Annotated in this window: 20 protein-coding genes; 13 read left to right on the top strand and 7 right to left on the bottom strand. The window is 54.9% G+C overall.

Annotated features, from left to right (window positions below; all coding sequences use genetic code 11):
• Positions 1 to 47 precede the first annotated feature (47 nt).
• The 3 genes from WBP50_RS10975 (at position 48) to WBP50_RS10985 (ending at position 4,982) form a co-directional block, all read left to right on the top strand.
• The gene (locus WBP50_RS10975) at positions 48 to 1,349 is read left to right on the top strand and encodes an ArsA family ATPase (protein ID WP_423934442.1); all 1,302 of its coding nucleotides are present in this window, start codon (positions 48 to 50) and stop codon (positions 1,347 to 1,349) included.
• 142 nt (positions 1,350 to 1,491) lie between these two features.
• On the top strand, positions 1,492 to 2,379 hold the full coding sequence (locus tag WBP50_RS10980; RefSeq protein ID WP_423934444.1) for an enoyl-ACP reductase: 888 nt from the start codon (positions 1,492 to 1,494) through the stop codon (positions 2,377 to 2,379).
• 377 nt (positions 2,380 to 2,756) lie between these two features.
• Positions 2,757 to 4,982, top strand: coding sequence for an NADP-dependent isocitrate dehydrogenase (locus WBP50_RS10985; protein WP_423934445.1), 2,226 nt, complete (start codon positions 2,757 to 2,759; stop codon positions 4,980 to 4,982).
• A gap of 235 nt (positions 4,983 to 5,217) precedes the next feature.
• Here WBP50_RS10985 and WBP50_RS10990 read toward each other — a convergent pair whose 3' ends face one another.
• Positions 5,218 to 5,853, bottom strand: coding sequence for a murein L,D-transpeptidase catalytic domain family protein (locus tag WBP50_RS10990; RefSeq protein WP_423934447.1), 636 nt, complete (start codon positions 5,851 to 5,853; stop codon positions 5,218 to 5,220).
• A gap of 12 nt (positions 5,854 to 5,865) precedes the next feature.
• Positions 5,866 to 6,777, bottom strand: coding sequence for a pirin family protein (locus WBP50_RS10995; RefSeq protein ID WP_423934449.1), 912 nt, complete (start codon positions 6,775 to 6,777; stop codon positions 5,866 to 5,868).
• Between the two features lie 186 nt (positions 6,778 to 6,963).
• On the opposite strand from WBP50_RS10995, the gene WBP50_RS11000 reads away from it, so the two are divergent.
• Entirely contained in the window at positions 6,964 to 7,791 is an 828-nt protein-coding gene (locus tag WBP50_RS11000) for a TIGR00282 family metallophosphoesterase (protein WP_423934451.1), read from the top strand.
• 64 nt (positions 7,792 to 7,855) lie between these two features.
• On the opposite strand, the gene fbp is transcribed toward WBP50_RS11000, so the two are convergent.
• Entirely contained in the window at positions 7,856 to 8,854 is a 999-nt protein-coding gene (gene fbp / locus WBP50_RS11005) for a class 1 fructose-bisphosphatase (RefSeq protein WP_423934480.1), read from the bottom strand.
• Positions 8,855 to 9,048: 194 nt separating this feature from the next.
• Here fbp and recJ point away from each other — a divergent pair, with 194 nt between their 5' ends.
• Positions 9,049 to 10,776, top strand: a complete 1,728-nt coding sequence (recJ, locus tag WBP50_RS11010; RefSeq protein WP_423934453.1) for a single-stranded-DNA-specific exonuclease RecJ — start codon at positions 9,049 to 9,051, stop codon at positions 10,774 to 10,776.
• Between the two features lie 282 nt (positions 10,777 to 11,058).
• On the opposite strand, the gene WBP50_RS11015 is transcribed toward recJ, so the two are convergent.
• The 3 genes from WBP50_RS11015 to WBP50_RS11025 form a co-directional block, all read right to left on the bottom strand.
• The gene (locus WBP50_RS11015) at positions 11,059 to 12,462 is read right to left on the bottom strand and encodes a bifunctional UDP-3-O-[3-hydroxymyristoyl] N-acetylglucosamine deacetylase/3-hydroxyacyl-ACP dehydratase (RefSeq protein WP_423934456.1); all 1,404 of its coding nucleotides are present in this window, start codon (positions 12,460 to 12,462) and stop codon (positions 11,059 to 11,061) included.
• A gap of 130 nt (positions 12,463 to 12,592) precedes the next feature.
• On the bottom strand, positions 12,593 to 14,413 hold the full coding sequence (locus tag WBP50_RS11020; protein ID WP_423934458.1) for an ABC transporter substrate-binding protein: 1,821 nt from the start codon (positions 14,411 to 14,413) through the stop codon (positions 12,593 to 12,595).
• Entirely contained in the window at positions 14,410 to 15,219 is an 810-nt protein-coding gene (locus WBP50_RS11025) for an inositol monophosphatase family protein (RefSeq protein ID WP_423934461.1), read from the bottom strand. The genes WBP50_RS11020 and WBP50_RS11025 overlap by 4 nt, the downstream gene beginning before the upstream one ends.
• 182 nt (positions 15,220 to 15,401) lie before the next feature.
• Here WBP50_RS11025 and WBP50_RS11030 point away from each other — a divergent pair, with 182 nt between their 5' ends.
• The 3 genes from WBP50_RS11030 (at position 15,402) to WBP50_RS11040 (ending at position 17,983) form a co-directional block, all read left to right on the top strand.
• Positions 15,402 to 15,881: a TspO/MBR family protein gene (locus tag WBP50_RS11030; protein ID WP_423934462.1), complete on the top strand. Its 480-nt coding sequence runs from the start codon at positions 15,402 to 15,404 to the stop codon at positions 15,879 to 15,881.
• A gap of 571 nt (positions 15,882 to 16,452) precedes the next feature.
• Positions 16,453 to 17,607: a hypothetical protein gene (locus WBP50_RS11035; RefSeq protein ID WP_423934465.1), complete on the top strand. Its 1,155-nt coding sequence runs from the start codon at positions 16,453 to 16,455 to the stop codon at positions 17,605 to 17,607.
• Between the two features lie 58 nt (positions 17,608 to 17,665).
• Positions 17,666 to 17,983 carry an HPF/RaiA family ribosome-associated protein gene (locus WBP50_RS11040; protein ID WP_423934467.1) on the top strand — a complete coding sequence of 106 codons (318 nt, stop codon included), beginning with the start codon at positions 17,666 to 17,668 and terminating at the stop codon, positions 17,981 to 17,983.
• A 408-nt stretch (positions 17,984 to 18,391) separates the two neighbouring features.
• Here WBP50_RS11040 and WBP50_RS11045 read toward each other — a convergent pair whose 3' ends face one another.
• Positions 18,392 to 18,937 carry a hypothetical protein gene (locus WBP50_RS11045; protein WP_423934470.1) on the bottom strand — a complete coding sequence of 182 codons (546 nt, stop codon included), beginning with the start codon at positions 18,935 to 18,937 and terminating at the stop codon, positions 18,392 to 18,394.
• A gap of 314 nt (positions 18,938 to 19,251) precedes the next feature.
• Here WBP50_RS11045 and WBP50_RS11050 point away from each other — a divergent pair, with 314 nt between their 5' ends.
• The 5 genes from WBP50_RS11050 (at position 19,252) to WBP50_RS11070 (ending at position 22,238) form a co-directional block, all read left to right on the top strand.
• Positions 19,252 to 19,602, top strand: coding sequence for a hypothetical protein (locus tag WBP50_RS11050; RefSeq protein ID WP_423934471.1), 351 nt, complete (start codon positions 19,252 to 19,254; stop codon positions 19,600 to 19,602).
• A 69-nt stretch (positions 19,603 to 19,671) separates the two neighbouring features.
• Positions 19,672 to 20,151, top strand: a complete 480-nt coding sequence (locus WBP50_RS11055; RefSeq protein ID WP_423934473.1) for an HNH endonuclease — start codon at positions 19,672 to 19,674, stop codon at positions 20,149 to 20,151.
• 593 nt (positions 20,152 to 20,744) lie between these two features.
• Positions 20,745 to 21,383 (top strand): Vat family streptogramin A O-acetyltransferase, encoded by a 639-nt coding sequence (locus WBP50_RS11060; RefSeq protein WP_423934474.1) that lies wholly within the window; start codon positions 20,745 to 20,747, stop codon positions 21,381 to 21,383.
• Positions 21,384 to 21,732: 349 nt separating this feature from the next.
• On the top strand, positions 21,733 to 21,963 hold the full coding sequence (locus WBP50_RS11065) for an addiction module protein (RefSeq protein ID WP_423934476.1): 231 nt from the start codon (positions 21,733 to 21,735) through the stop codon (positions 21,961 to 21,963).
• Positions 21,960 to 22,238, top strand: coding sequence for a type II toxin-antitoxin system RelE/ParE family toxin (locus tag WBP50_RS11070; RefSeq protein WP_423934478.1), 279 nt, complete (start codon positions 21,960 to 21,962; stop codon positions 22,236 to 22,238). The genes WBP50_RS11065 and WBP50_RS11070 overlap by 4 nt, the downstream gene beginning before the upstream one ends.
• Positions 22,239 to 22,308 lie beyond the last annotated feature (70 nt).

The raw sequence follows: 22,308 nt of genomic DNA on the forward strand, positions 1-22,308 counted from the left end.
ATCGTGTTTTTAAAGAACTGTGAGCTTTATCAAGGGGAGTGCTGTCTATGCTGTCCAGAGACTTAACGGAAAACCAGTCTCAGCCGAGGGTGATCATCTATTCAGGAAAGGGAGGAACGGGTAAAACCACGATTTCAGCCTCCACTGCCGTTGCGCTGGCCCGGCAGAACAAGAAGGTGCTCATCATGTCTTCCGATCCCGCGCACTCGCTTTCCGACGTATTCAATACCCAGATCAGCCGGAACGATCCCCAGAAAATCGAGAATAACCTTTACGGGCTCGAAGTCGATACGATCTACGAGCTGAAAAAGAACATGTCGGGGTTTCAGAAATTCGTTTCCAATTCCTACCAGAACAAGGGAATAGACAGCGGTATGGCTTCCGAGCTGACCACCCAGCCCGGTCTCGACGAGATTTTCGCGCTCAGCCGGCTGGTCGACGAGGCCCAGTCGGGCAGATGGGACGCGGTGGTGCTCGATACCTCGCCGACGGGCAATACCCTGAGGCTTCTTGCCTATCCGGAAATCATCATCGGCGGCAACATGGGCAAGCAGTTCTTCAAGCTGTACAAAAGCATGTCGTCCCTTGCCCGTCCCCTGAGCGGCAACTCCATACCCGATGAGGATTTCTTCAACGAGGTGAATGTGCTGCTCAAGCAGATGGAGGATATCAACAAGTTCATTCTCAGTCCGGAAGTCACCTTCCGCCTGGTGCTCAATCCCGAAAAGCTCTCGATTCTCGAAACCAAGCGGGCGTATACCTTCGTTCATCTTTACGGCATCAATATCGACGGTATCGTCATCAACAAGATTCTGCCTACATCGAGAACCGTCGGCGAGTATTTCGAGTTCTGGAGCGACCTGCACAGCAAGTACCTGATGGAGATCGACAACTCGTTCTATCCGACGCCGGTATTCCGCTGCAACCTGCAGCGAACCGAGCCGATAGGGTCCGACGCGCTCCATGAGATCAGCAAGCTGGTCTTCGGAGAGCAGATCCCCGACAAGATTTTCTACTCCGGCAAGAATTTCTGGATAGAGAGTCTCAAGAACGCCGTCACGGAGGATCACCGCGAGATTCTCTGCATCAGGATACCGTTTCTGAAGGATGCCGAAGATGTAAAGGTGGAGCGGATGGGTACCGATATCGTCGTTACCGTTGACCGGGCGCAGCGCATCATTACGCTGCCGCGGGCGCTCTACAGTCTCGAACTCGAGAAGTATATCCGCGAGGACAGTCTTCTCAGGGTCGTTTTCAGGGAAGTGCCGGTCGAAAAGGAGGAAATTGAACTCAGCGTGAATAAAAACGTACTCGACAAGCTTCGTTCAATGAGAAGACTGAAGATATAGTCGCTTTCCGGAGAGGCGCCCTCCGGTAAAAATTACCGGGAAACTGTTTAGCTTTTCACAGGAATCTTGTATCTTCTTGGTTTAAATTATAGAACTCACGGGAAATTAATCCCAAATTTTTGTTAAAGAATCAGCTTGCATCATGTCCGATAAATCGCACTATGGTTTACTGAAAGGGAAAAAAGGAATTGTCTTCGGTCCGCTTGATGAAAGCAGCATCGGCTGGCAGATCGCGCTTCACGCACACCGTGAAGGCGCTGAAATTGCCATTTCGAACGTTGCGACCGCATTGCGTTTCGGCAATATGGAAGAACTCGCCTCACTTTGCGGAAACGCTCCTGTTCTTGTGTGTGACGCTTCGAAAAACGAGGACGTCGATGCCTGCTTCAAGGAGCTGAAAGAGAAGATCGGCTCCGTTGATTTTATCGTGCATTCCATCGGCATGTCGCAGAATATCCGCAAGCAGCTTCCCTATGAGGATCTCAACTACGAGTGGTTCATGAGAACCCTCGACGTTTCGGGGCTTTCACTGCACCGGCTTGTCGCCTATGCGCTCAAAAACGAGGCGATCAACGACGGCGCAAGCATTCTTGCGCTCTCCTATATCGCATCCCAGCGCAACTACTGGACCTATTCGGATATGGGCGATGCGAAATCGCTGCTTGAATCCATTGTACGCAGTTTCGGGCCGAGGCTTGCAAAGCGCGGCATCCGCATCAACACGATTTCCCAGAGTCCCACATACACCAAAGCCGGCAGCGGTATTCCCGGTTTCGAGAAAATGTATGAATACAGCGATCTCATGTCGCCGCTTGGAAACGCTTCAGCAGAGGAGTGCGCTGAATATACCATGACCCTGCTCAGTGATCTTTCCAGAAAAGTCACCATGCAGAACCTTTTCCACGACGGAGGCTACAGTTCCATGGGGGCGACCATTCCCATGATCAAGCTTGCCCATGAGGTTCTCAACGACAGCGAACTTGCCTCGAAAGTCGGCCTTGAAGATTTCAAGCCGTCGGCAGAGGGGTAAGGCAGTTGCTGCATTGCCCCTCTTTTTTTCATGAGATACATGCAGGCCCTCTCCGGAGAGCGGGGCTTGTGTTTCCCTGCCTTTGTTGTCGTACAGGTTTAAAGACAGTTACCGCAGGAAGCCTTCCGGGGTTTCCTGCCTTCCGGTCACTTCCCGGGCTTCCGGGTTGATGACGCCCTCCTGCGCCGGTCGCTGGGGACCCGTTGCTGAAGTAGTATGTTCAGTACCATTATACCAAGAGAAAGTAAAGCGCATTCCGTTTGACCTGTTCATGCGGAGAGGCTTCTTTGTGCCGGAATGCATTCCGGCAGGTTTTCTTTTTTTTCGTTTAACCGTCTTTTCATACAACACGTAAAACTATAAAACCATAGATGACAATGGCAACTACCGCAAAAATCATTTACACGAAAATCGACGAGGCTCCCGCTCTGGCGACCTATTCGCTGCTGCCGGTTATCCAGGCATTCACCAGAGGAACCGGTGTCGAAGTGGAGACCAGGGATATTTCACTTGCAGGCCGGATCATTGCGACTTTTCCCGATAATCTCAGCGACGACCAGAAAATTTCCGACCAGCTTGCCGAGCTCGGTGAACTGGCCCTGAAGCCGGAAGCCAATATTATCAAGCTGCCCAATATCAGCGCCTCGATCCCGCAGCTCAAGGTCGCAATCAGGGAGCTGCAGGACCACGGCTACAAGGTGCCCGACTATCCGGAAGCTCCGGCAGACGACCGCGAGAAGGAGATTCAGAGCCGTTACGCAAAAGTGCTCGGCAGCGCCGTCAATCCCGTGCTTCGTGAAGGCAACTCCGATCGTCGCGCACCGCTTTCGGTGAAACAGTATGCCAAAAAGAACCCCCACAGGATGGGCGCATGGAGCAGCGACTCGAAATCACATGTTGCGCACATGCAATCGGGCGATTTCTACGGCAGCGAGAAATCCGTGACCGTCGGAGCCCCGACCAGCGTTCGTATCGAGTTTGTCGATGGCGCCGGCAACGTCAAGGTGCTCAAGGAGAAAACCGCCCTGCTTGCAGGTGAAGTTATCGATACCGCCGTGATGAACGTTCGTTCGCTGCGTCAGTTTTTCGCCGACCAGATTGCCGATGCCCGCCAGTCAGGCATTCTTCTGTCGCTGCATCTGAAAGCGACCATGATGAAGGTTTCCGATCCGGTCATGTTCGGTCATGCCGTTACGGTGTTCTTCAAGGATGTTTTCGAAAAACATGCGGCCGTCATCAGGGAACTCGGCGTTAACGTCAACAACGGACTCGGCGATCTTTACGCCAAAATCCGGAATCTTCCGGAAGCGCAGCGTGCTGAAATCGAGGCCGATATTCAGGCTGTCTACCCGACCCGTCCGGCGCTCGCCATGGTCGATTCCGACAAGGGCATCACCAACCTGCATGTTCCCAACGACATTATCGTGGACGCCTCGATGCCTGTCGTCATCCGCGACTCCGGCAAGATGTGGGGCCCCGACGGGCAGCTGCACGATACCAAAGCGATGATTCCTGATCGCTGCTACGCCACCATGTACCAGGCGATGGTCGAGGATTGCCGGAAAAACGGCGCATTCGACCCGGCCACCATCGGCAGTGTGCCGAACGTCGGCCTGATGGCCCAGAAGGCCGAGGAATACGGCTCGCACGACAAGACCTTCATGGCTCCCGGCAACGGCTCGATTCGCGTTGTCGATGCTTCAGGATCCGTCCTGATGGAGCAGCAGGTTGAAGAGGGCGATATTTTCAGAATGTGCCAGGTCAAGGATGCTCCGGTCCGCGACTGGGTGAAACTCGCCGTCAACCGGGCAAAGGCGACCGGCGCTCCCGCCGTGTTCTGGCTCGACAGCAACCGCGCACACGACCGCGAGATCATCGCAAAGGTGAACGCCTACCTGAAAGATCACGATACGGCCGGTCTTGAAATCTGCATCCTTCCTCCTGTGGAAGCCATGAAATTCTCGCTCGTACGGTTCCGTGCAGGAAACGATACCATTTCCGTCACAGGCAACGTGCTTCGCGACTACCTGACCGATCTTTTCCCGATCATCGAGCTCGGCACCAGCGCAAAAATGCTCTCCGTCGTACCGCTCATGCAGGGCGGCGGTCTGTTCGAAACCGGCGCAGGCGGTTCCGCTCCGAAACACGTGCAGCAGTTCCAGAAAGAGGGATACCTTCGCTGGGACTCGCTCGGCGAATTCTCGGCGCTTGCCGCATCGCTGGAGCACCTTGCAAAAGCGTTCAGCAACAGCAAGGCGCAGGTGCTTGCCGACACGCTCGACCAGGCTATCGGCAAGTTCCTCGACAACCGCAAATCGCCCGCCCGCAAGGTCGGCCAGATCGATAACCGCGGAAGCCACTTCTATCTGGCGCTCTACTGGGCCGAAGCTCTCGCCGCACAGAGCGTCGAGCCGGAGCTGCAGGCCCGTTTTTCGGGAGTTGCAAAGCAGCTTGCCGGGAACGAGGCGAAGATCAACGAAGAGCTTATCGCGGCTCAGGGCCACCCCGTCGATATGGGAGGGTACTACCATCCGAGCGACGAGCTGACCCGCAATGCCATGCGCCCGAGCGCGACGTTCAACGCGATCATCGACGCACTGTAAGGTAATCGGGTAAAATCTGTTGCGATGATCGATGGCTTCGTTGGGCGATGCTCGAAATCCTCATGTACTGCGTGTACACTCCGGTTTCTGCGCTTCGTCCGCCTTGCCCTCGATCATCTCACGACGATTTTATTGCCGATTACATGTATACCGAAAAAAACAGCGAAGCCCGGTTCACTCCGGGCTTCGCTGTTTTTTTTTTGTGGTATCCGTCCGATCGGTCGGATCGGTCCGATCACTCCCTTTCTTCAGGTTCTTCAGCCCACGCGTAGATAAAGCCCCCTCTGCCGAGCCGTTGGGCGACCTCTTCGATCTCTCCCGCCGATACCACGAAGCAGCCGTTGCTTCTGCCGATTCTCGGTCCGTTGAAGGTGACGAGGTTCAGGAGAATGTAGCGCAGCGACACGTAGCCGGCGGAGTGCAGCACGATGTCGCGCCGGAATGCGTTCCCGTTGCGTCCCGGTTCGAGACCTTCGAGCCGAAGCGCCGTTCCGTGATCGCCGCAGTAGGTTGCAAGCACCTTGTACAGCCCCAGACTGCTCATGTTCGATTCGGGAGTGTCTGAAAAACGCCGGGCGTACAGTTCACCGGATATCCTGCCGTGCGCTACCCGGTAGAAGCTCTGCCGGCCTGTTTTCAGGTCGATGATCGCCATGCGCTTCAGCCATGAGGGCTTCGAATAGTCCGCGACAGCGAGCATGCGGGGATGCTCCTCCGGGTGTGCTTTCCGGTAGGCGTCAAGCGCCGCGTATGCCGCCCGGAACGCTTCGGGCGAAACCTTTTCGGGAATCAGGAGCAATCCTGCGGAGATGATCGTCAGCAGGCCGGCCAGCAGGCCTGCATAGGTGATGATGGTTCCTTTTCGGAGCATGATTTTGAACTGCTATCCGTCTGCTTTGATAAACGTGCCGTTTTGGAACTCCTCGAAAGCCAGGCGCAGCTCTTCACGGGTGTTCATGACGATCGGTCCGTGCCAGGCGACCGGTTCGTTGAGGGGATTGCCGGAAATCAGGAGCATCCGCAGCGGATCGGCCCCGGTGGTGATGGTGATGCTCTCTCCGTCGCCGAAGAGCACAAGGGTTCCGTTTTCAGCCAGTGCAGAGGATTCCATGTCGAAATAACTCACCCCTTCGGTGTCGTATCCGAAGGGTTCGTCCTGATTGCAGAACACTCCTTTTCCTCCAATGACGTAGGCGAACGCTTTGCGGCCGCCTGGCATCCCGTGGGTAAAGCTTGCGTTCGGCGGCAGGGTGATGTCGAGATATTCGGGGTCGATGGCTATGCCGCTGACCGGTCCCGTGCTTTGGGCATATCTCCCGCAGATGATCCGGATTTCCACGCCGTTATCCAGCCGGAGCACGGGAATTTCCGACGATCTGATGTCGCGATAGCGGGGGGGCATCATTTTTTCCGATGCGGGAAGGTTCGCCCAGAGCTGGAAACCGGCAACTTCCCCTCGTTCGTTTCCGGAAGGCATCTCTTCGTGTATGACGCCGCTTCCGGCGGTCATCCACTGTACCCCTCCGCCTGAAATGACGCCCCGGTTTCCCATGCTGTCGGCATGTTCCACAGAGCCGTCGAGCACGTAGGTGATGGTTTCGATTCCCCGATGCGGATGCCAGGGGAAGCCTTTCAGGTACTCTTCGGGTCTGGCAGAGCGGAAATCGTCGAGCAGGAGAAAGGGATCGAAGAGAGGGAGCTGGCTGAAGCCGAAGGCGCGCTTCAGGAGAACTCCTGCGCCTTCGAGAACCTGCATGCTTTTGAACACCTTCCCGATTTTTCTCCTGGTATCCATGGTCGTCCTCCGTTTTGCTGATGTGAAAAGTCCTGTTTACTGAAGAACCCGTTCAGGGGGTTTACAAGTTCAATGCCTGCGCAATACCCGCGCCGCGAATGAAATAGCGCTGTTCTGTCTCGCGGGTAATGCGTAACTTGCCGGAACAGGCAGTTTCAGTAAATAAAATACGTTAATAGGAAAGGTATGGCACAGAAAACCCTGAAGGTGATGTTCATCGGCGATGTTGTCGGTACTCCCGGACTGAAGATGGTCGATCTCTGGCTGAAAAACTTCATAAAGAAGTACAGCGTCGATTTTGTCGTCTGCAATGGCGAAAACGCCCATCACGGCAAGGGAATGAGCCTCGAAGCGCTCAACCAGCTCATCGGGGCCGGCGTCAATGTCGTGACCGGAGGGAACCATACCTGGAGCAATTTCAATTTTTTCGATACCCTGAAGTCCAATTCCCAGGTTTTACGTCCCTTGAACTATCCCAAGGGCACGTACGGGAGGGGTTACGGAATTTACAAGCTTCCTGCAGGTATGGGGGACATCGCCGTTATCAATCTTCAGGGGAGAACCTTCATGTACCCGATCGACTGTCCCTTCAGGACCGCAGACTGGGTGCTCAAGCAGATCAAGGAGCAGACGAAGGAACAGGTGCGCTTTATCTTCGTCGATTTCCATGCGGAAGCCACGGCTGAAAAGATCGCTCTCGGCTGGTACCTGGACGGACGGGTATCGGCGGTTCTGGGAACCCACACCCATATCCAGACGGCCGATGAACGTATTCTGCCGAAAGGCACCGGCTACTGTTCCGATGCGGGAATGACCGGACCCCATCAGTCGGTTATCGGCATGCAGATCAAGTCGGCGACCGACCGGATGCTCTTCCAGACGCCGCACAAGTATGAGTGCGCCGAAGATGATGTGCATTTTTCGGGGATCGTTCTGTCGCTCGACCCCTCAAGCGGAAAAACGGTGGGGATACAGCGGATATTCTATCCGGAATTCGAGAGGGGAGAGCTGTAAGGGGAGCAAAAAAAAGAGGGCGCAACACCGGTTGCGCCCTCTTTTTTTCGTATGCGTTTCAGATTCAGCGAAGGCCCTGCTCGAACTCCTCGGCTACCAGGACATCCTCCAGGCTTCCGATGTAGAGCGGGGTTCTCTGGTGCAGGGCGGTCGGCTGGATATCGAGAATCCTGTTCCTTCCGTCAGTTGCCCGTCCGCCTGCCTGCTCGCAGATGAAGGCGAGCGGATTCGCTTCGTACATGAGCCTCAGCTTTCCGTTTTGGTGCGTGGTGGTCGGAGGGTAGACGAAGACTCCTCCGGTCAGCAGATTGCGGTGGAAGTCGGCGACCAGCGATCCGATGTAACGGGTGCTGTAGGGGCGGCCTGTTGCCGGGTCTTCCTCTTTGATATAATCGAGATATTTTTTCGTGCCCTCGTTGAACTGGGCGTAGGAGCCTTCATTGATCGAATAGTATTTGCCTTTTTTCGGGGTGACGATGTTTTCGTGTGAAAGCAGGAACTCGCCGATGGTGGGGTCGTAGGTGAAGCCGTGTACGCCGTGACCTGTGGTGTAGACCATGACGACCGATGAGCCGTAGATGACGTAACCGGCGGCAACCTGTTCGGAACCGTGCTGCAGGCAGTCGTTGATGCTTGCCTTGCAGGGATCGTCGCCCTTGAGCTTGTAGATGGAGAAAATGGTGCCGACACTGACGTTGACATCGATATTCGACGAGCCGTCGAGAGGGTCGAACAGCAGTGCATAGCTGCCGGTTTCGTTCTTCGGAGGAATGATGATGCCGTCGTTCTCCTCCGAGCCCATCACGGCGAACCGTCCGTGCTGGCCGATGGCGTTGATGATCTTGTCGTTGGCGAACAGATCGAGCTTTTTCACCTCTTCGCCCTGAACGTTGGTGCTGCCGGCAAAACCGAGAATATCGACAAGGCCGGCCCTGACCACTTCGCGGCGGACAAGTTTTGCGGCAAATGCCACATCGTTGAGCAGATCGGTCAGTTCGCCGGTCGCTTCAGGGAAAAATTTCTGCTGTTCAAGAATGTGCCGTTCGATGGTGACGAGGTTCATGCTCGGGATGTGGTAAGGTGTTGACGATGGTTTTTCGCGGGCCGTGTTGAAAAACAGTAGCACATAATGTAGGATATTTACCCGCATTTTTCAAATGCCGGGCGTCGCCGCCAGACCAGCATGCCTGTTGTTAAGGGGCAGTGAAAATGTTATATAGAATTTCTTTTCGATCTGCAAGCCTATACCTTCGCCATATGAAACGTTATCGCTGGAAACTGCTTGAACCGGACGAGCAGACTGTTGCCGCTCTTTCGGAAGCGATCAATGTCAGTGTTCCGGTGGCAAGAGCGTTGTGCAACCGTAATGTCACCTCTTTTGACGAGGCTAAAGCGTTTTTCCGGCCTTCGATCGGGCAGCTTTCCTCTCCCTTTATGCTGCAGCATATGGAGCTTGCTGTCGGCCGTGTGCTCGAAGCGCTGCAGAAGCGGGAAAAAATTCTTCTCTACGGGGATTACGACGTTGACGGAACAACCGGAACCGCCCTGCTCTGTCTGTTTCTCAGGGAACAGGGGGCTGAGGTCTCCTACTACATCAACGACCGGTTCACCGAAGGGTACGGATTGTCCCCCGAAGGGATCGCTTTTGCCGAAACGTCGGGGGTAAAGCTCATTATCACCGTCGATTGCGGCATCCGGGCGGAGGAAGCCATCCTGCGCTGCCGGAAATCCGGTATCGACGTCATCGTCTGCGACCACCACGAACCGCACGAACTGCCTCCGGCTTTTGCCATTCTCAACCCGAAAGTCCCGGACTGCAGCTATCCTTTCAGGGACCTCTGCGGATGTGCGGTCGCCTTCCGTCTGGTGCAGGCTCTGGCCGAACGGCTTGGCAGCGGAGAGGAGAGCTGGAGCAGGTATCTCGATCTTGTCGCCATTGCAACGGCAGCCGATATGGTGTCGCTTGAAAAGGAGAACAGGATTCTTGTCAGCGAAGGCCTGTCGCGGCTGAGAACTTCGCAGCGTCACAGCCTCGGCAGCATGTTTTCGCTTATGGGGATCAAGGCCGACGAACTCGGCATGTACCATATCGCATTCGGGATTGCGCCCAGAATCAATGCCGCGGGAAGGATGCAGTCGGCTCAGCTCGCCGTCGAGTGGCTGCTTGCCGCCACCGAAGAGGGGGCAAGGAGTGCGGCAGAGGAGCTCGAACGGATAAACCAGCAGCGAAGGGCAATCGATACGGCAGTCTTTTCAACGGCGGACCGGATGGTCGAGGGCCATTTTGCATCCTTCTGTTCCTCGATTGTACTCTATGATGAGGCCTGGCATCTGGGCGTGCTTGGCATCGTGGCCTCGAAAATGCTTGAGAAGTACTACCTGCCGACCGTCATCATGGGCAGCATGAACGGTATGATCAAAGGATCGGTAAGGAGTGTCGAGGGGCTGAACATCTACGAGATCCTCCAGGAGTGCAGCGATTTTCTCGTGCAGTTCGGCGGCCACAACCAGGCTGCAGGCATAACCCTCCGTCCGGAAAATCTGGCCGGGTTCAGAAAGAAATTCGATGGCATATGTGCCGCAATGCTGCCAGCCGAGAGGCGCCAGAAAGAGCTCCAGATCGACTCCCGTCTCGATATCGACGATGTTTCGGCGAACTTCATGAATGTACTTGAGCAGTTTACGCCTTACGGATATGGAAACCGCGAGCCGCTTTTTCTCTCTTCCGGTCTTTCGCTTGCCGGAAAACCCCGGCTGCTCAAGGAGAAGCATGTGAAATTTTCCGTGAGAGGCGGAAACGGGAGATTGTTCGATGTTATCGGTTTTGACCGGCCGGACATCTACAGGGCGCTCGAGGCCGATCCGCGCGTCAGGTTTTCCATGGTATACTCGCTTGAAAAAAGGAGCTGGAACAACCGCGAACAGTGGCAGATCCGTCTCAGGGATCTGGACGCGGGAGGCGGTCAGGGGATAACGGCTGCGTGAAGAGCTGCGGAAGCGGGGGAAGCGTCCCGGGTTTTCCTGCGAACAGTGGATAAGTGTTTGTAAAAAAAGACTGTACGTACGGACGATTTTTTAACTCGTTTTATTTTAATGCTTTAGTTTTCTCCTGTCCGTTCGCCGACATGTTGAATGAATGTTGATAACTTGTTGGCGGTTCTGTTGATAACGGATGGGAACGCAGGATTGGCGCGGGTGTGCAGGTGACGGATTGCATGAGCGCCCTGACGTTGAGGGCAGGGCGCCAGCAGTAGACGAGCGGGTTGTTTACTTGTTTTTAGCCACGACCGTCGCCATGAGGGAGGCTTCGCAGACCAGCTCGCCCCTGACGAATGCCTTGCCGTCGAACTGGCAGACGGTTCTGCGCTTGTTGGTCATGACCGCTTCGATGACGAGCGTATCGCCGGGCAGAACCGGTTTGCGGAACCGGGCCTTGTCGATGCCCATGAAGTAGACCACGCTCTCCTTGATATTTTCATTGCCGTTGAGCATCATGATGCCTCCGGTCTGGGCCATCGCCTCGAGGATCAGTACGCCGGGCATGATCGGATTGCCGGGGAAGTGACCCTGGAAAAAGGGCTCGTTCATGGTGACGTTTTTGATGGAAACGATCTTTTCGTCGAGCTTGAACTCGACGATCTTGTCGATCAGGAGGAACGGGTAGCGGTGCGGCAGGATGTTCTGAATGGCATTGATGTCGAACACCACGCCGGCTTTCTTTTCATGCTGGTACTGCCGTGCCAGCTTGTTCCGGTCGGCATATTTTTTCAGCTGTTTGACGAACTCCACGTTCGATGCATGGCCCGGTCTTGCAGCCAGTACCTGTGCCTTCACAGGCATGCCGAGCAGCGCCATGTCGCCAAGCAGGTCGAGCAGTTTGTGCCTGGCCGGTTCATTGCGGTATCGCAGCTCCCTGTTGTTGAGGATGCCGTTGTCGCCGATGCGGAGTGCGTCGGCTTCGATGTCGAGTTTTTCGGCAAGTGAACCGAGTTCGCGGGCTTGCATGGTTTTATCGACGATCACGACGGCGTTGTCGATGTCTCCTCCCTTGATGATCCCCTGGTTTGCCAGGGTCTCGACTTCGCTGAGAAAGCAGAAGGTGCGGCTCGGCGCGAAATCTTTCATGAACTCCTGCTGGAGGTCGAACAGGCCGGAGTGCTGCGAGCCCAGCGCGGGGTTTTTATAGTCCACCATGACGGTCATCCTGAAACTGTCGAGGGGGAGGGCGACGATATCGACCTGGTTTTCCGTGTCGTGGTATTCCACGGTTTCGTCGATGACGAGGTAGTTTTTCGGTTCTTCCTGCTCCTCGAAACCGGCGCCGAGCAGGGCTTCGGCAAACGGGAGCGAACTTCCGTCCATTACCGGAGGCTCTGGGCCGTTCATTTCGATGCAGCAGTTGTCGATCTGCAGGCCATAGAGCGCAGCGAGCACATGTTCGGTCGTATGCACCTTCACGCCGTTACAGGCGATGGTGGTGCCCCTGAGCACATCGACGACATTGTCGATCAGGGCGGGAATTTCAGGAGTGTTTTCAAGGTCCGTACGTACGAAAAGGTATCCGTAATTGGCAGGAGCAGGCTTGAAGGTGATGGTGCATGGTTTTCCGGTGTGCAGGCCGGTTCCCTGAAGCGATACTTCTTTTTGCAGGGTGCGCTGATGAATAAGCATGGTATGGTCTTTACTTTCTCTGCCCGGTCCGGGACAGCGGAAAATGAAATCGAACGAAAAATCTGAAAGCTTTTAAGATAACAAAGAACACAAGGGATTCAAACCTGCAGTTCCGCTGCAGGGGAGCGGTTCAACGTATTTTTCTGGTGGCATTGCTTTCGTGACGGAGCACGTTCATCGAGCGGTTGACGTTGCCGCCGCCGAACTCGTAGCTGCTATAGTGTGCTCTGAAAAGAGGCGCGCTGCGCAGCGCCTGGGCAAGCTCACGGGCTCCTCCGACCGGTTTCAGGGCGAGGAGGTTCAGCAGGTAATCGAGCGTGTCGTATCCGTACCAGAAGTATGCAGACAGCGGAGTGTTCCACAGCAGCTGCTGGCTGCTGGCGATTTCCGCGGTTTTGGCTCCGTCGTATTCGGTATGGTAATCGCTGAAAAAGGTGATGCCATTGGGGATCCGCCCCTTGAAGCGGGTGAGCACCGGTTTTTCTTCCCATATGCCCGAACCTAAAAGACGCTTGTATCCTGTTCGGGAGGATTCGAGCAGGGAAAGGGTTCTGTCGATGACCGCCGGTTTGTCCATCGGAAGATAGAGCGCGTCGAAGGTCTTTCCCCGCATGCCGCCTATCGCCGTTGCGGCTGCGGCGGAATCGGTATCCGCGGCAAGTGCGCCGTAGACCACTTTTTTCGTTCCGGCAAGCTTGATCTCGTCGAGAAACCCTTTGGCCATCTCTTCAAGATAGGGGCTTTTTTCGGCAATGGCCGCCACCGCTTCGGGTTTCGATGTTTTCAGCAGTTCGCGGGCGGCAATGCGGCCCCGTTCTTCGTGCGTCGGGTTCAGCTGGAAACACCAGGGATTGTTGTCCGTGATTCTGCTGTCCGTTGCGGTTGGGGTGACGAGCGGTATTTTTGCGCTTTTTGCCGCACGGGCGGCTTCGACAGCCTCGGCACTGAAGAGCGGTCCTATAAGGAGAGTCGGCCGATGGCTTGCAATGAGTTTTTCAGCGGGATTCTTTTCCCTGCCGGAGGTCGATGCCGTTGCGGTGTTGATGAGCAGTTCGGGCTGGTTTATCTGCTGTTTCAGCAGCCTGTTGTGCAAACCGGCAAACACACGGTTGCCCGCCGGCAGTGCGGATGATCGGGAATAAACCGTGAACTCCAGGGGAAGCAGGATGCCTATGCGCCGCTCTTTCATGGTTCCTTTGGCAAGGGCTTTCTGCTGCTGCTGCAGCGACAGGAGCAACTGGCGGTAGAGCGGGCTGACCGACGGGGAGCGGAGCAGGGTTTCGGTCAGGGGTATCGAGCTTTTGAATGCGCCGGTATTGTTTTCGCGCAAATATTTCTGCATGCGTTCGTTCAGAAAAAACGCCTGCAGGTCGGGAGTTTTCGCTACCCGTTCAAGCGCTGTGATTTCATCGGCGCCGAGCATGGTGCAGGCGATCAGGCGCGCATTGCCGAGCGCCGTTTCGCGTACTTTTTCCATACCTGCCGGAGCGGCCGAAACCCCTACATTCAGGTAGTCGAGCGCGGCGGGGAGCTTCTGGCCGAGCATCAGGCGGCAGGCGGCGAGATCGAAATGCGCTTCATAGATGGTTGCCGGTTCGAGTCCGCTTGCCGCGGGGTTTTTCAGAAGCAGTTCGAGCTGTTCGGCTGCCCCTTTGGCATCCTGCTGCATGAACAGGGTTTTCGCCAGCCAGAGCCTTGCCGCATGCAGGCTTTTCGCTTTGGGGTTGCCGCCGGAGTTGATCACGATCTCCTCGAATAGCTTGCGGGCCTCGGCATACTCCTTCCTGACGAACAGGGATTTACCTTTTGCCATGTCTGTCTGCAGGTTCCGTTCTGCCGGTTGGGCGGCCGCGGCGGGTGCTGGGGCTTTTGCCGGCTCCGCTCCCGCCGTGCGGGGCTGAAGCGCAAGCGTGAGCAGCAGCGCAAAGAAAAACGGGATTCTTTTCATCATGGTTTGAGAGGGAGTTCCGGATGGAAATGCTTCAGTGCCTTTTCAAGCAGCATGGGGTGTGTGGTCGCGTTGCCAGCAATGATGCTCTGTTTGAGAAACACATCGGCGCGGCCTTCGAAATCGGTGACGGTCCCTCCGGCTTCGCGCACCAGCAGAACGCCCGCGGCAAAGTCCCAGGGGTAGAGTTTATATTCCCAGAAACCGTCGAAACGGCCGCATGCGGTATAGGCAAGGTCTATGGCCGCCGACCCTGCACGGCGGATACCGGCGGAGTCATGGATAACCTCTTTGAGCATGGCTACATAGGAGTCGAGATAGTGATACTCCTTGAACGGCAACCCGGTTCCGATAAGAAAACTCTCTTTGTCGCACCGTGACGATACGCTGATGGCCTTGCCGTTCAGAAAAGCACCTCCGCCTTTTTCGGCGGTGAAGAGTTCCCTGAGAACGGGCTGATAGACGACGCCGCAAAGAATCTCTCCTTCCGGGTCGCGGAGCGCTATACTGATTGAAAAAACCGGAAAAGAGTGAATAAAGTTCAGGGTGCCGTCGAGCGGATCGACGATCCACCTGCGGCCGGATCCCCCTTCGGCAATGGTGCCTTCCTCGCAAAGCATGCTGTCTTCGGGGAACGCTGCCGTTATCAGCGAGCTGATGGAGGCTTCGCACGCCTTGTCAACCTCGGTGACGAAATCCTTGAACTCCTTCTGCACGATCTCGCGGGAGGAGATCTCCCCGAATTTCCGGAGAGTGATTTCGCCTGCGGCTTTCGCGGCCTTTACGGCGGTATCGAGTTCTCTGCTCATGGTGTACTGATGGACGTTTTGGCGCCGTTTGCGTAAAGTGGACGACAATATAACATTTTGCCGAAATATAGACCGTATGCGTCTCCGATGGCCTGCAGAAATGCCGTGAAGCAAAAACAGGGGAATTATAGGCCGGAGCTATCTGTTTGTTTGATAAACCGTTAATTTTGACACCCATTACCATGAAAACCAGTCTCTCCAAGCTCGCCCTCTCTCTTGCGATCTGTTTTTCGGCAGCCTTCACCGGCAGCCTCTTCACCCCGGAAAAGGGTTCGGCATGGTATTACGTTCAGCTCGTCAAGCCTTCGTGGAATCCGCCCGACTGGCTCTTTCCCCCGGCCTGGAGCCTCCTGTTCCTGCTGATGGCCATAGCGTTCTGGATGGTGCTGAAAGCGGGCCTGGAAAAAAACGAGGTCAGGACGGCAATCGCGTTTTTCGTTCTGCAGCTACTCCTCAACATGAGCTGGTCGGCAGCGTTTTTCGGCCTGCAGAATCCGCTTGCAGGGCTCTCGGTGATCCTGCTGCTCTGGGTGGCAATAGTCGTGACCATCGTACGCTTCAGGGCGGTTTCCGCAACGGCGGGTTATCTGCTTGTGCCGTACCTGATGTGGGTCAGTTTTGCCGCGTTTCTGAACTTTACCATCTGGCAGCTCAATCCCTGATTGAAGCTGCTCAGGATTGTCAGCGGTGAGCCGTAAAAGGTGAGCCGTGAGCGGTGGGTGGTGAGCCGCAAGATCGGGTTCAGTCCTGCGGGGAGGGCATACCGGCAGCACGGGGTGCAACCCTGGGTCGGAAGCAAGCCTCACAACGATGGGTTTCAGCTCCAGAGGAGCGGCATATCGGCAGCACGGGGTGCAACCCCGTGACACAGGATACCCCAAAAAATATGTTTTAATGTGTTCCGCCGGGTTATCACCCGGCGCTACCGTCATGTCGCCCTGACAGGGCTTGAAAAAAAGGGGGGCGTGTTGTTGAAATCTACCGACATGTCGCTCCTCCGGAGCTTGAATCCAGTCCCGTCGGGACGGCATATCGGTAGCACGGGGTGCAACCTCGCGACAAGGAACGCAGTCCCCGCATACATGATGGTGTTGATGATTAAGGTATTGAAAAATGATGTTGTACAGGATTTTTTAAAATATCTGAAGCGTGCTGTGGCGACAGATGTCAGGCGGCATTGCTGTTGATCGCGCGGCAGGATGACGTGTTTTATGCTAACAAAGAGGAGACAATGTGAACATTTTCAATGAGGACTATGCAGCGGGGCTTCTGGACAATTGTGCCCCCCCTTGCCTATCGCTTTACCAGACGACCCATCGGCAGCATCCGGACAATCAGCAGGATCCGATCCGGTTCGGGAATCTTGTCAAGGCGCTGGAGGAGTCGCTTTTGCAAAAACTCCCGAAGCAAGAGGTTCGGTTATTACTGGAACCATTTCTGGCATTGGCTGACGACCGCGAATTCTGGAACCACACCAATGAAGGGCTGGCGGTGCTGGGCGCGAAAGGCATTTTCCGGGTTTACAGACTCCAGCGGCCTGTTGCCGAACTGGTTGTTGTGGCCGATAGCTTTCATACCAAACCCCTGATGCGCATTCTTCAGTCTGCCGATCGTTATCATGTTCTCGGATTGAACCGGCAGGAAGCCAAGCTCTTCGAAGGTAACCGTGACGTCCTGTGCGAGATTCGACTGCATAAGGAAGTGCCGCGCACGCTCACTCATGCGTTGGGGGAAAAATTGACCGATTCGCATCTCACCGTCGCCTCATATGGCGGCGCAGGTGGATCCCAGGCGCCCATGCGGCATGGTCACGGAGGGAAAAAGGCGGAGGCTGACATTGATGCGGAACGTTTTTTTCGCGCCGTTGACCGGGGGATTCTTGAACGCCACTCCCAACCATCTGGTCTGCCGCTGATCCTCGCAGCACTTCCCGAGCATCATCACCTGTTTCACGAAATCAGCGCCAACCCATTCCTGATAGACGAAAGCATCGATATCCACCCGGATGCCCTGTCGTCGATCGACGAACTCCGTGTACGCGCCTGGCAGCTTTTTGAGCCCCGCTTTCTGGCGCGACTGGCTGCACTGGTGGAGGAATTCGGTAACGCGAGCGCCGAGGGACTCGGTGATGACGATATAGCACAGGTTGCCAGGTCGGTTGTTGGCGGAAGGGTAGCCACCCTGCTGATCGAAGCCGATCGAGAGATTCCCGGTCGGATCGATGCTGCGACCGGCGATATTGCGTTTGACAATCTGGCGCATCCGGAGGTCGATGACGTGCTCGATGACTTGGGGATGTCGGTCCTGAAGATGGGAGGGCAAGTCGTTATCGTACCTGCCGAACGGATGCCGACGAAGAGCGGAATTGCTGCGATCTACCGTTACTAAGGTCGGAGTCGTCCTGCACACCCAATACAATGAGATAACCCTGCGAAAGGAGAACAATATGATCATTCAGGTCAACACGGATAGCAATATCGAAGGCAACAGAGAACAGGCGATTCGGATCGAGAGCGTAGTGGAAAGCAGCCTGGCGCGCTTTGGCGATAAAATCACGCGGGTGGAAGTTCACCTTAGCGATGATAACAGCGACAAGAAATTCGGCACGGAGGATAAACGCTGCCTGCTTGAGGCTCGTCTCGCCGGCCTTCAGCCTCTTGCGGTTAAACATCAGGCAGCGACTATGGATCAGGCCGTCGATGGTGCTGTCGACAAGCTGACGCGTTCCATTGCCGCCACCCTTGGGAAGCTTGGCAACCAGTAATGAGTACCGCTCCTCCGTAGGAGCGGCATATTGGTAGCACGGGGTGCAACCCTGGGTCGGAAGCAAGCCTCCCAACGATGGGTTTCAGCTCCGCCGGAGCGGCATATTGGTAGCACGGGGAGCAATCCCGTGACACAGGATCCCCAAAAAATATGTTTTAATGCGTTCCGCCGGGTTATCACCCGGCGCTACCGTCATGTCGCCCTGACAGGGCTTGAAAAAGGGGGGGGGGCGTGTTGTTGTAATCTACCGACATGTCGCTCCTACGGAGCTTGAATCCAGTCCCGTCGGGACGGCATATCGGTAGCGCAGAGTGAACCTCTGGGTCAGAAGCCGCCTCCCAACGATGGTTTTTAGCTCCGTAGGAGCGGCATATCGGTAAAGCGGGGAGCAACCCCTCGAGCTACTTCAGGGCTCCAATTTCGCCACGGCAATTTTTCCCGTTTCGATCAGCCGGTTCCGCACGGTTTCCGAATTGATGTTGCCGGCACTGATGGATATGTAATAACCGCCGGCCATGATGTAGATCCCGCCGGTTGCAATGAACGCTTCGTCGCCCACGCCCTCGATATCGGTTCTCATCCCTTCGAAATTATCCTTCAGACTTTTGTAGATCGATGCCGAAGCGATGCCCTGAGGGGGCATGAAGGAGTCCTGCGTCAGCGTGACCTGCAGGAACTGCGTGGATTCGGTATCGACCGGGTTGTACAGGCAGAGCTTCATGCCTACCACCTGTTGCTCGCTTTTCTCCGCCGGTTTCACCGCTTCCCCGAGAATCTTTGCCGCATCAGCCTCAGTCACCAGCTCGCACGGTTCGATGATTTTTGAAGCCTGTTTCTGTACGGCTGCGTTCTCGCTTGCCGTTTCAGCCTTCTCGGGTGCATTGCCGCTGCATCCGGCGAACAGCAGGACTGCGCAGAGGGGGAGTATGCGGATGAGGTGTTTTGGGCGCATGGGGTGGTCGGGTTGAGGGTGGATTTTTTCTGTAGAAACACTACATTTCAAGATACAAAACTTTGCCTGATGTGCTGGTGTCTCCCAATGCTGAAGCATAGCGCGACGCCTGGTTGCTGGACGTTGACGTAGGTGGTTTTATACCGATCCGCATAGGACTCGTATACATGATTGTATTGGGAGCAGGGTATTGAGAAAAGGTTTTACTGTCTTCAGGAAAAACATCCGAAAGCGTCATATACCGAGAGAAATCCGGTTTTTGGAGTCTTGCACGGAAACCATAGAAACATTGTTAGCGCTCAGGAGAAGCCCGCATGGACCTGTCCCGGAAATCAGATGAAGAAATCCTGTCGGTTGCCAATCCGATCATGGACAACTTGATGGACGCTTCGACGGCGATCGACTATGAAAGACACATCAGGGATTTCACCGACCGCTTGAAAGGTGTTTTGTCAAAAGAGCGGTTTGAGTGGATTTGCCGCGACTACCAGAGCACGAAGGGTTTTTTCGCCAAACGGGAGTTCGTCGCTGTCTTTCGACGCACTGAGTCTGTTGCCGTGGTCTGGAAGCAGAGCTTCACCAGGCTGCCAGGGGACTTCGTTGCGGAGATGGTTTTAGTTCAGCAAGACGGCAAGTACCTTGTTGACCATGTCATGGTCTTTTAGGGCGTGCTGGCAATTCATTCAAGCCGCCGCGCTGCTTCCCTGGCGCGGTTTAATTCAAGCTTCAGGTCAATGAACGAGGGGGCACATGTGAGCGTATCAGGCGAAACCGACGGGAAAGAACTCCACGATCAATTGACCGCGCTGCGCAGGCTTCGCGAGCAAGGCAAGGATGCCAATCGACGACCGCGCCGGTCCCTGTTGTCCGCCGGGGAGAGAGCTGCAATTCTGAGAAAGACCGGAGGGAAGTGCCACATCTGCGGGGGTGATATCCGTGGCCGGTGGCATGCTGACCATATCCTCGCCCACAGTGCAGGGGGAATGCATGCGGAAGACAACTACTTGCCGGCCCATGTCACCTGCAACAACTACCGCTGGGACTACCTTCCGGAGGAGTTCGAGTTGATACTGAAGCTCGGAGTTTGGGCTCGGACAGAGGTTGAGAAAGGCACATCCGTTGGGTTGGCGATCGAGAAGAAGTTCTCGCAAAAGGAAGCAAAGCGTCAGGCCAGACGCAAGAATGCTATGAACGATGAGTATACCGGAACATAATGTGCCGGGAATTCCTGAGCGCTATGTGCAACCTGTAACACCGGGAACCGTTCCTTCTGCTTTAAAAACCGGAGGGAATTGTGATACTGTTTTTGCTCTAAATACTTATGGGGAATGAGGAGTGTTGAAGGCTACGCGACGAGGGATTCAGTTTTCGTTTCCTGATTTCCCTTCGTCGCCAACGGTGATCTCCGGGCTGAAATCGTGAGATGGCTGACCGCCGGTGCTTTGATGCATCGTTATTGCCTGCCTGGTGGTGTGATATTTTGATGGCTTGCCGCTGTTTCGCTATATTTCCTGTAAACCGTTGTTGTGAAAGTAGTAAGCAGGTCGTTTGCAAGCAAATGCTGGAAGATTGATATGATGTGCGCACCAAAATGGGTTATACGCATGTTTCTTGTCGGTTTAGACTGATCTGTATAAACCGACAGGTCTGCATAGTTGTTAATGCGTTTAAGTTATTTATAAATAATTAATTGACTGGTCTGTGACTGTGAGTATGAAATCGTCTTATACAGAAAAAAGCTTTCTGTTTTTCCTGAATTAGGCCGATCAGTTTAAACATTGTTAGGCATCAGAAACCAAGGCACCACATGCAAGGGCCAGATCCTAAGAACCCGCACCCGATGACCGGTTTTCCGCAGGTGTGCTATATCAAGAACACGATTAAAAGCCAGAACATCGTCGTAGGCGACTACACCTATTACGACGACCCAGATGACTCAGAGGGCTTCGAGCGCAATGTGCTCTACCACTTCCCGTTCATTGGCGACAAGCTAATCATCGGAAAGTTCTGCGCAATCGGGCGAGGCGTCAAATTCATTATGAATGGGGCCAATCACCCAATGAAGGGCTTCTCAACTTACCCGTTCTATATCTTCGGAAATGGGTGGGAGCGGTGTTCGCCACAGCCCGAAGATTTGCCGTACAAGGGCGACACCGTCGTTGGAAACGATGTCTGGATTGGCTACGACTCATTAATAATGCCGGGCGTCAACATCGGCAACGGTGCGATCATTTCTACTCGTTCAGTCGTCACCTCGAATGTCCCGGCTTATGCAATCGTCGGCGGTAATCCTGCCAGGTTGATTCGGCATCGCTTTCCAGAGACCGTTGTTCAATCACTTCAGCGAATATCCTGGTGGGACTGGCCTGTTGAAAAGATCTCCGATCACTTATCCGCCTTTCTTGGCGCGGACATCGATGCACTCAGCGCCGCGGCTGATGCCTAACCCCGCGCTCAAGCGCCGACGTTAATTTAGGGAGGATTGGACGCTCGCAACTACGTAAACTAATTGCATGGAAGATCCGGCTAACCACGGCAATGATGCCTTCATCCTTGTAACTGATCACTGTTGCATTCGGAATTGATCGAGAGGATTCACCCAGAATAAATTCCCGTATTGCTTATTTTATGCTGGCTGATACGGCCCAGCGCTCCGTAGTCATTTGTCCGCCTATCTGCAGGCGGGCGAACAAGCGGACGGGGCAGATACACAGCGTCGCCACATATATTTTCCGCCACGGAGCGCTGCTTATCCTCGTTCATGTTCGACTCGAAGAAACAAAGGAGACAGAAAAATGTCTAAAAAACTCGAAGAAATAATCAATGACGCAATGGAGCTTGGCCTGGAAGAACGAGCGCGGTTGGCGGGGTCGCTTCTGCTTAGCCTGGATGAACCATCTGAATCCGAGGTAGAGCGCCTTTGGTTGCAGGAGGCCGATCGTCGGCTCCAGAAATTCCGTGAGGGCAAAGTGAAAGGCATCCCGGCGGAAGATGTATTTAATCGGGCTATCGCTGACATCTCATGAACTCGGAATTTCTTCCTGAAGCAGATGAGGAGTTCCGTGAGGCGATTCGGTACTACCAAAACGAAGCGCCAGGTGTCGGCCTAAGGTTCTTTGCAGAAGTCCGAAGGGGAGTGACCTTCATCACCGAAAATCCTTTTGCAGCAGTGGCCGTCCTGAACCATTTTCCGTACAGTCTGTTGTATGCCGTTGAGTCAGAATTGGTCGTAATCGTGGCGGTGGCTCACCAGAAAAGACGGCCAAGATACTGGCGAAGTCGGCTCAAAGAACGCATGTAAAGGACGCACCGAACCAGAGGATGATCAAGGAATCGCTTTTCCTCAGTAACACCCCAACGCCAGCCCTTTC

Origin of the sequence: Chlorobium sp., assembly GCF_049593655.1 — a bacterium.
In the GTDB taxonomy this organism is placed as follows: Bacteria; Bacteroidota; Chlorobiia; order Chlorobiales; family Chlorobiaceae; genus Chlorobium.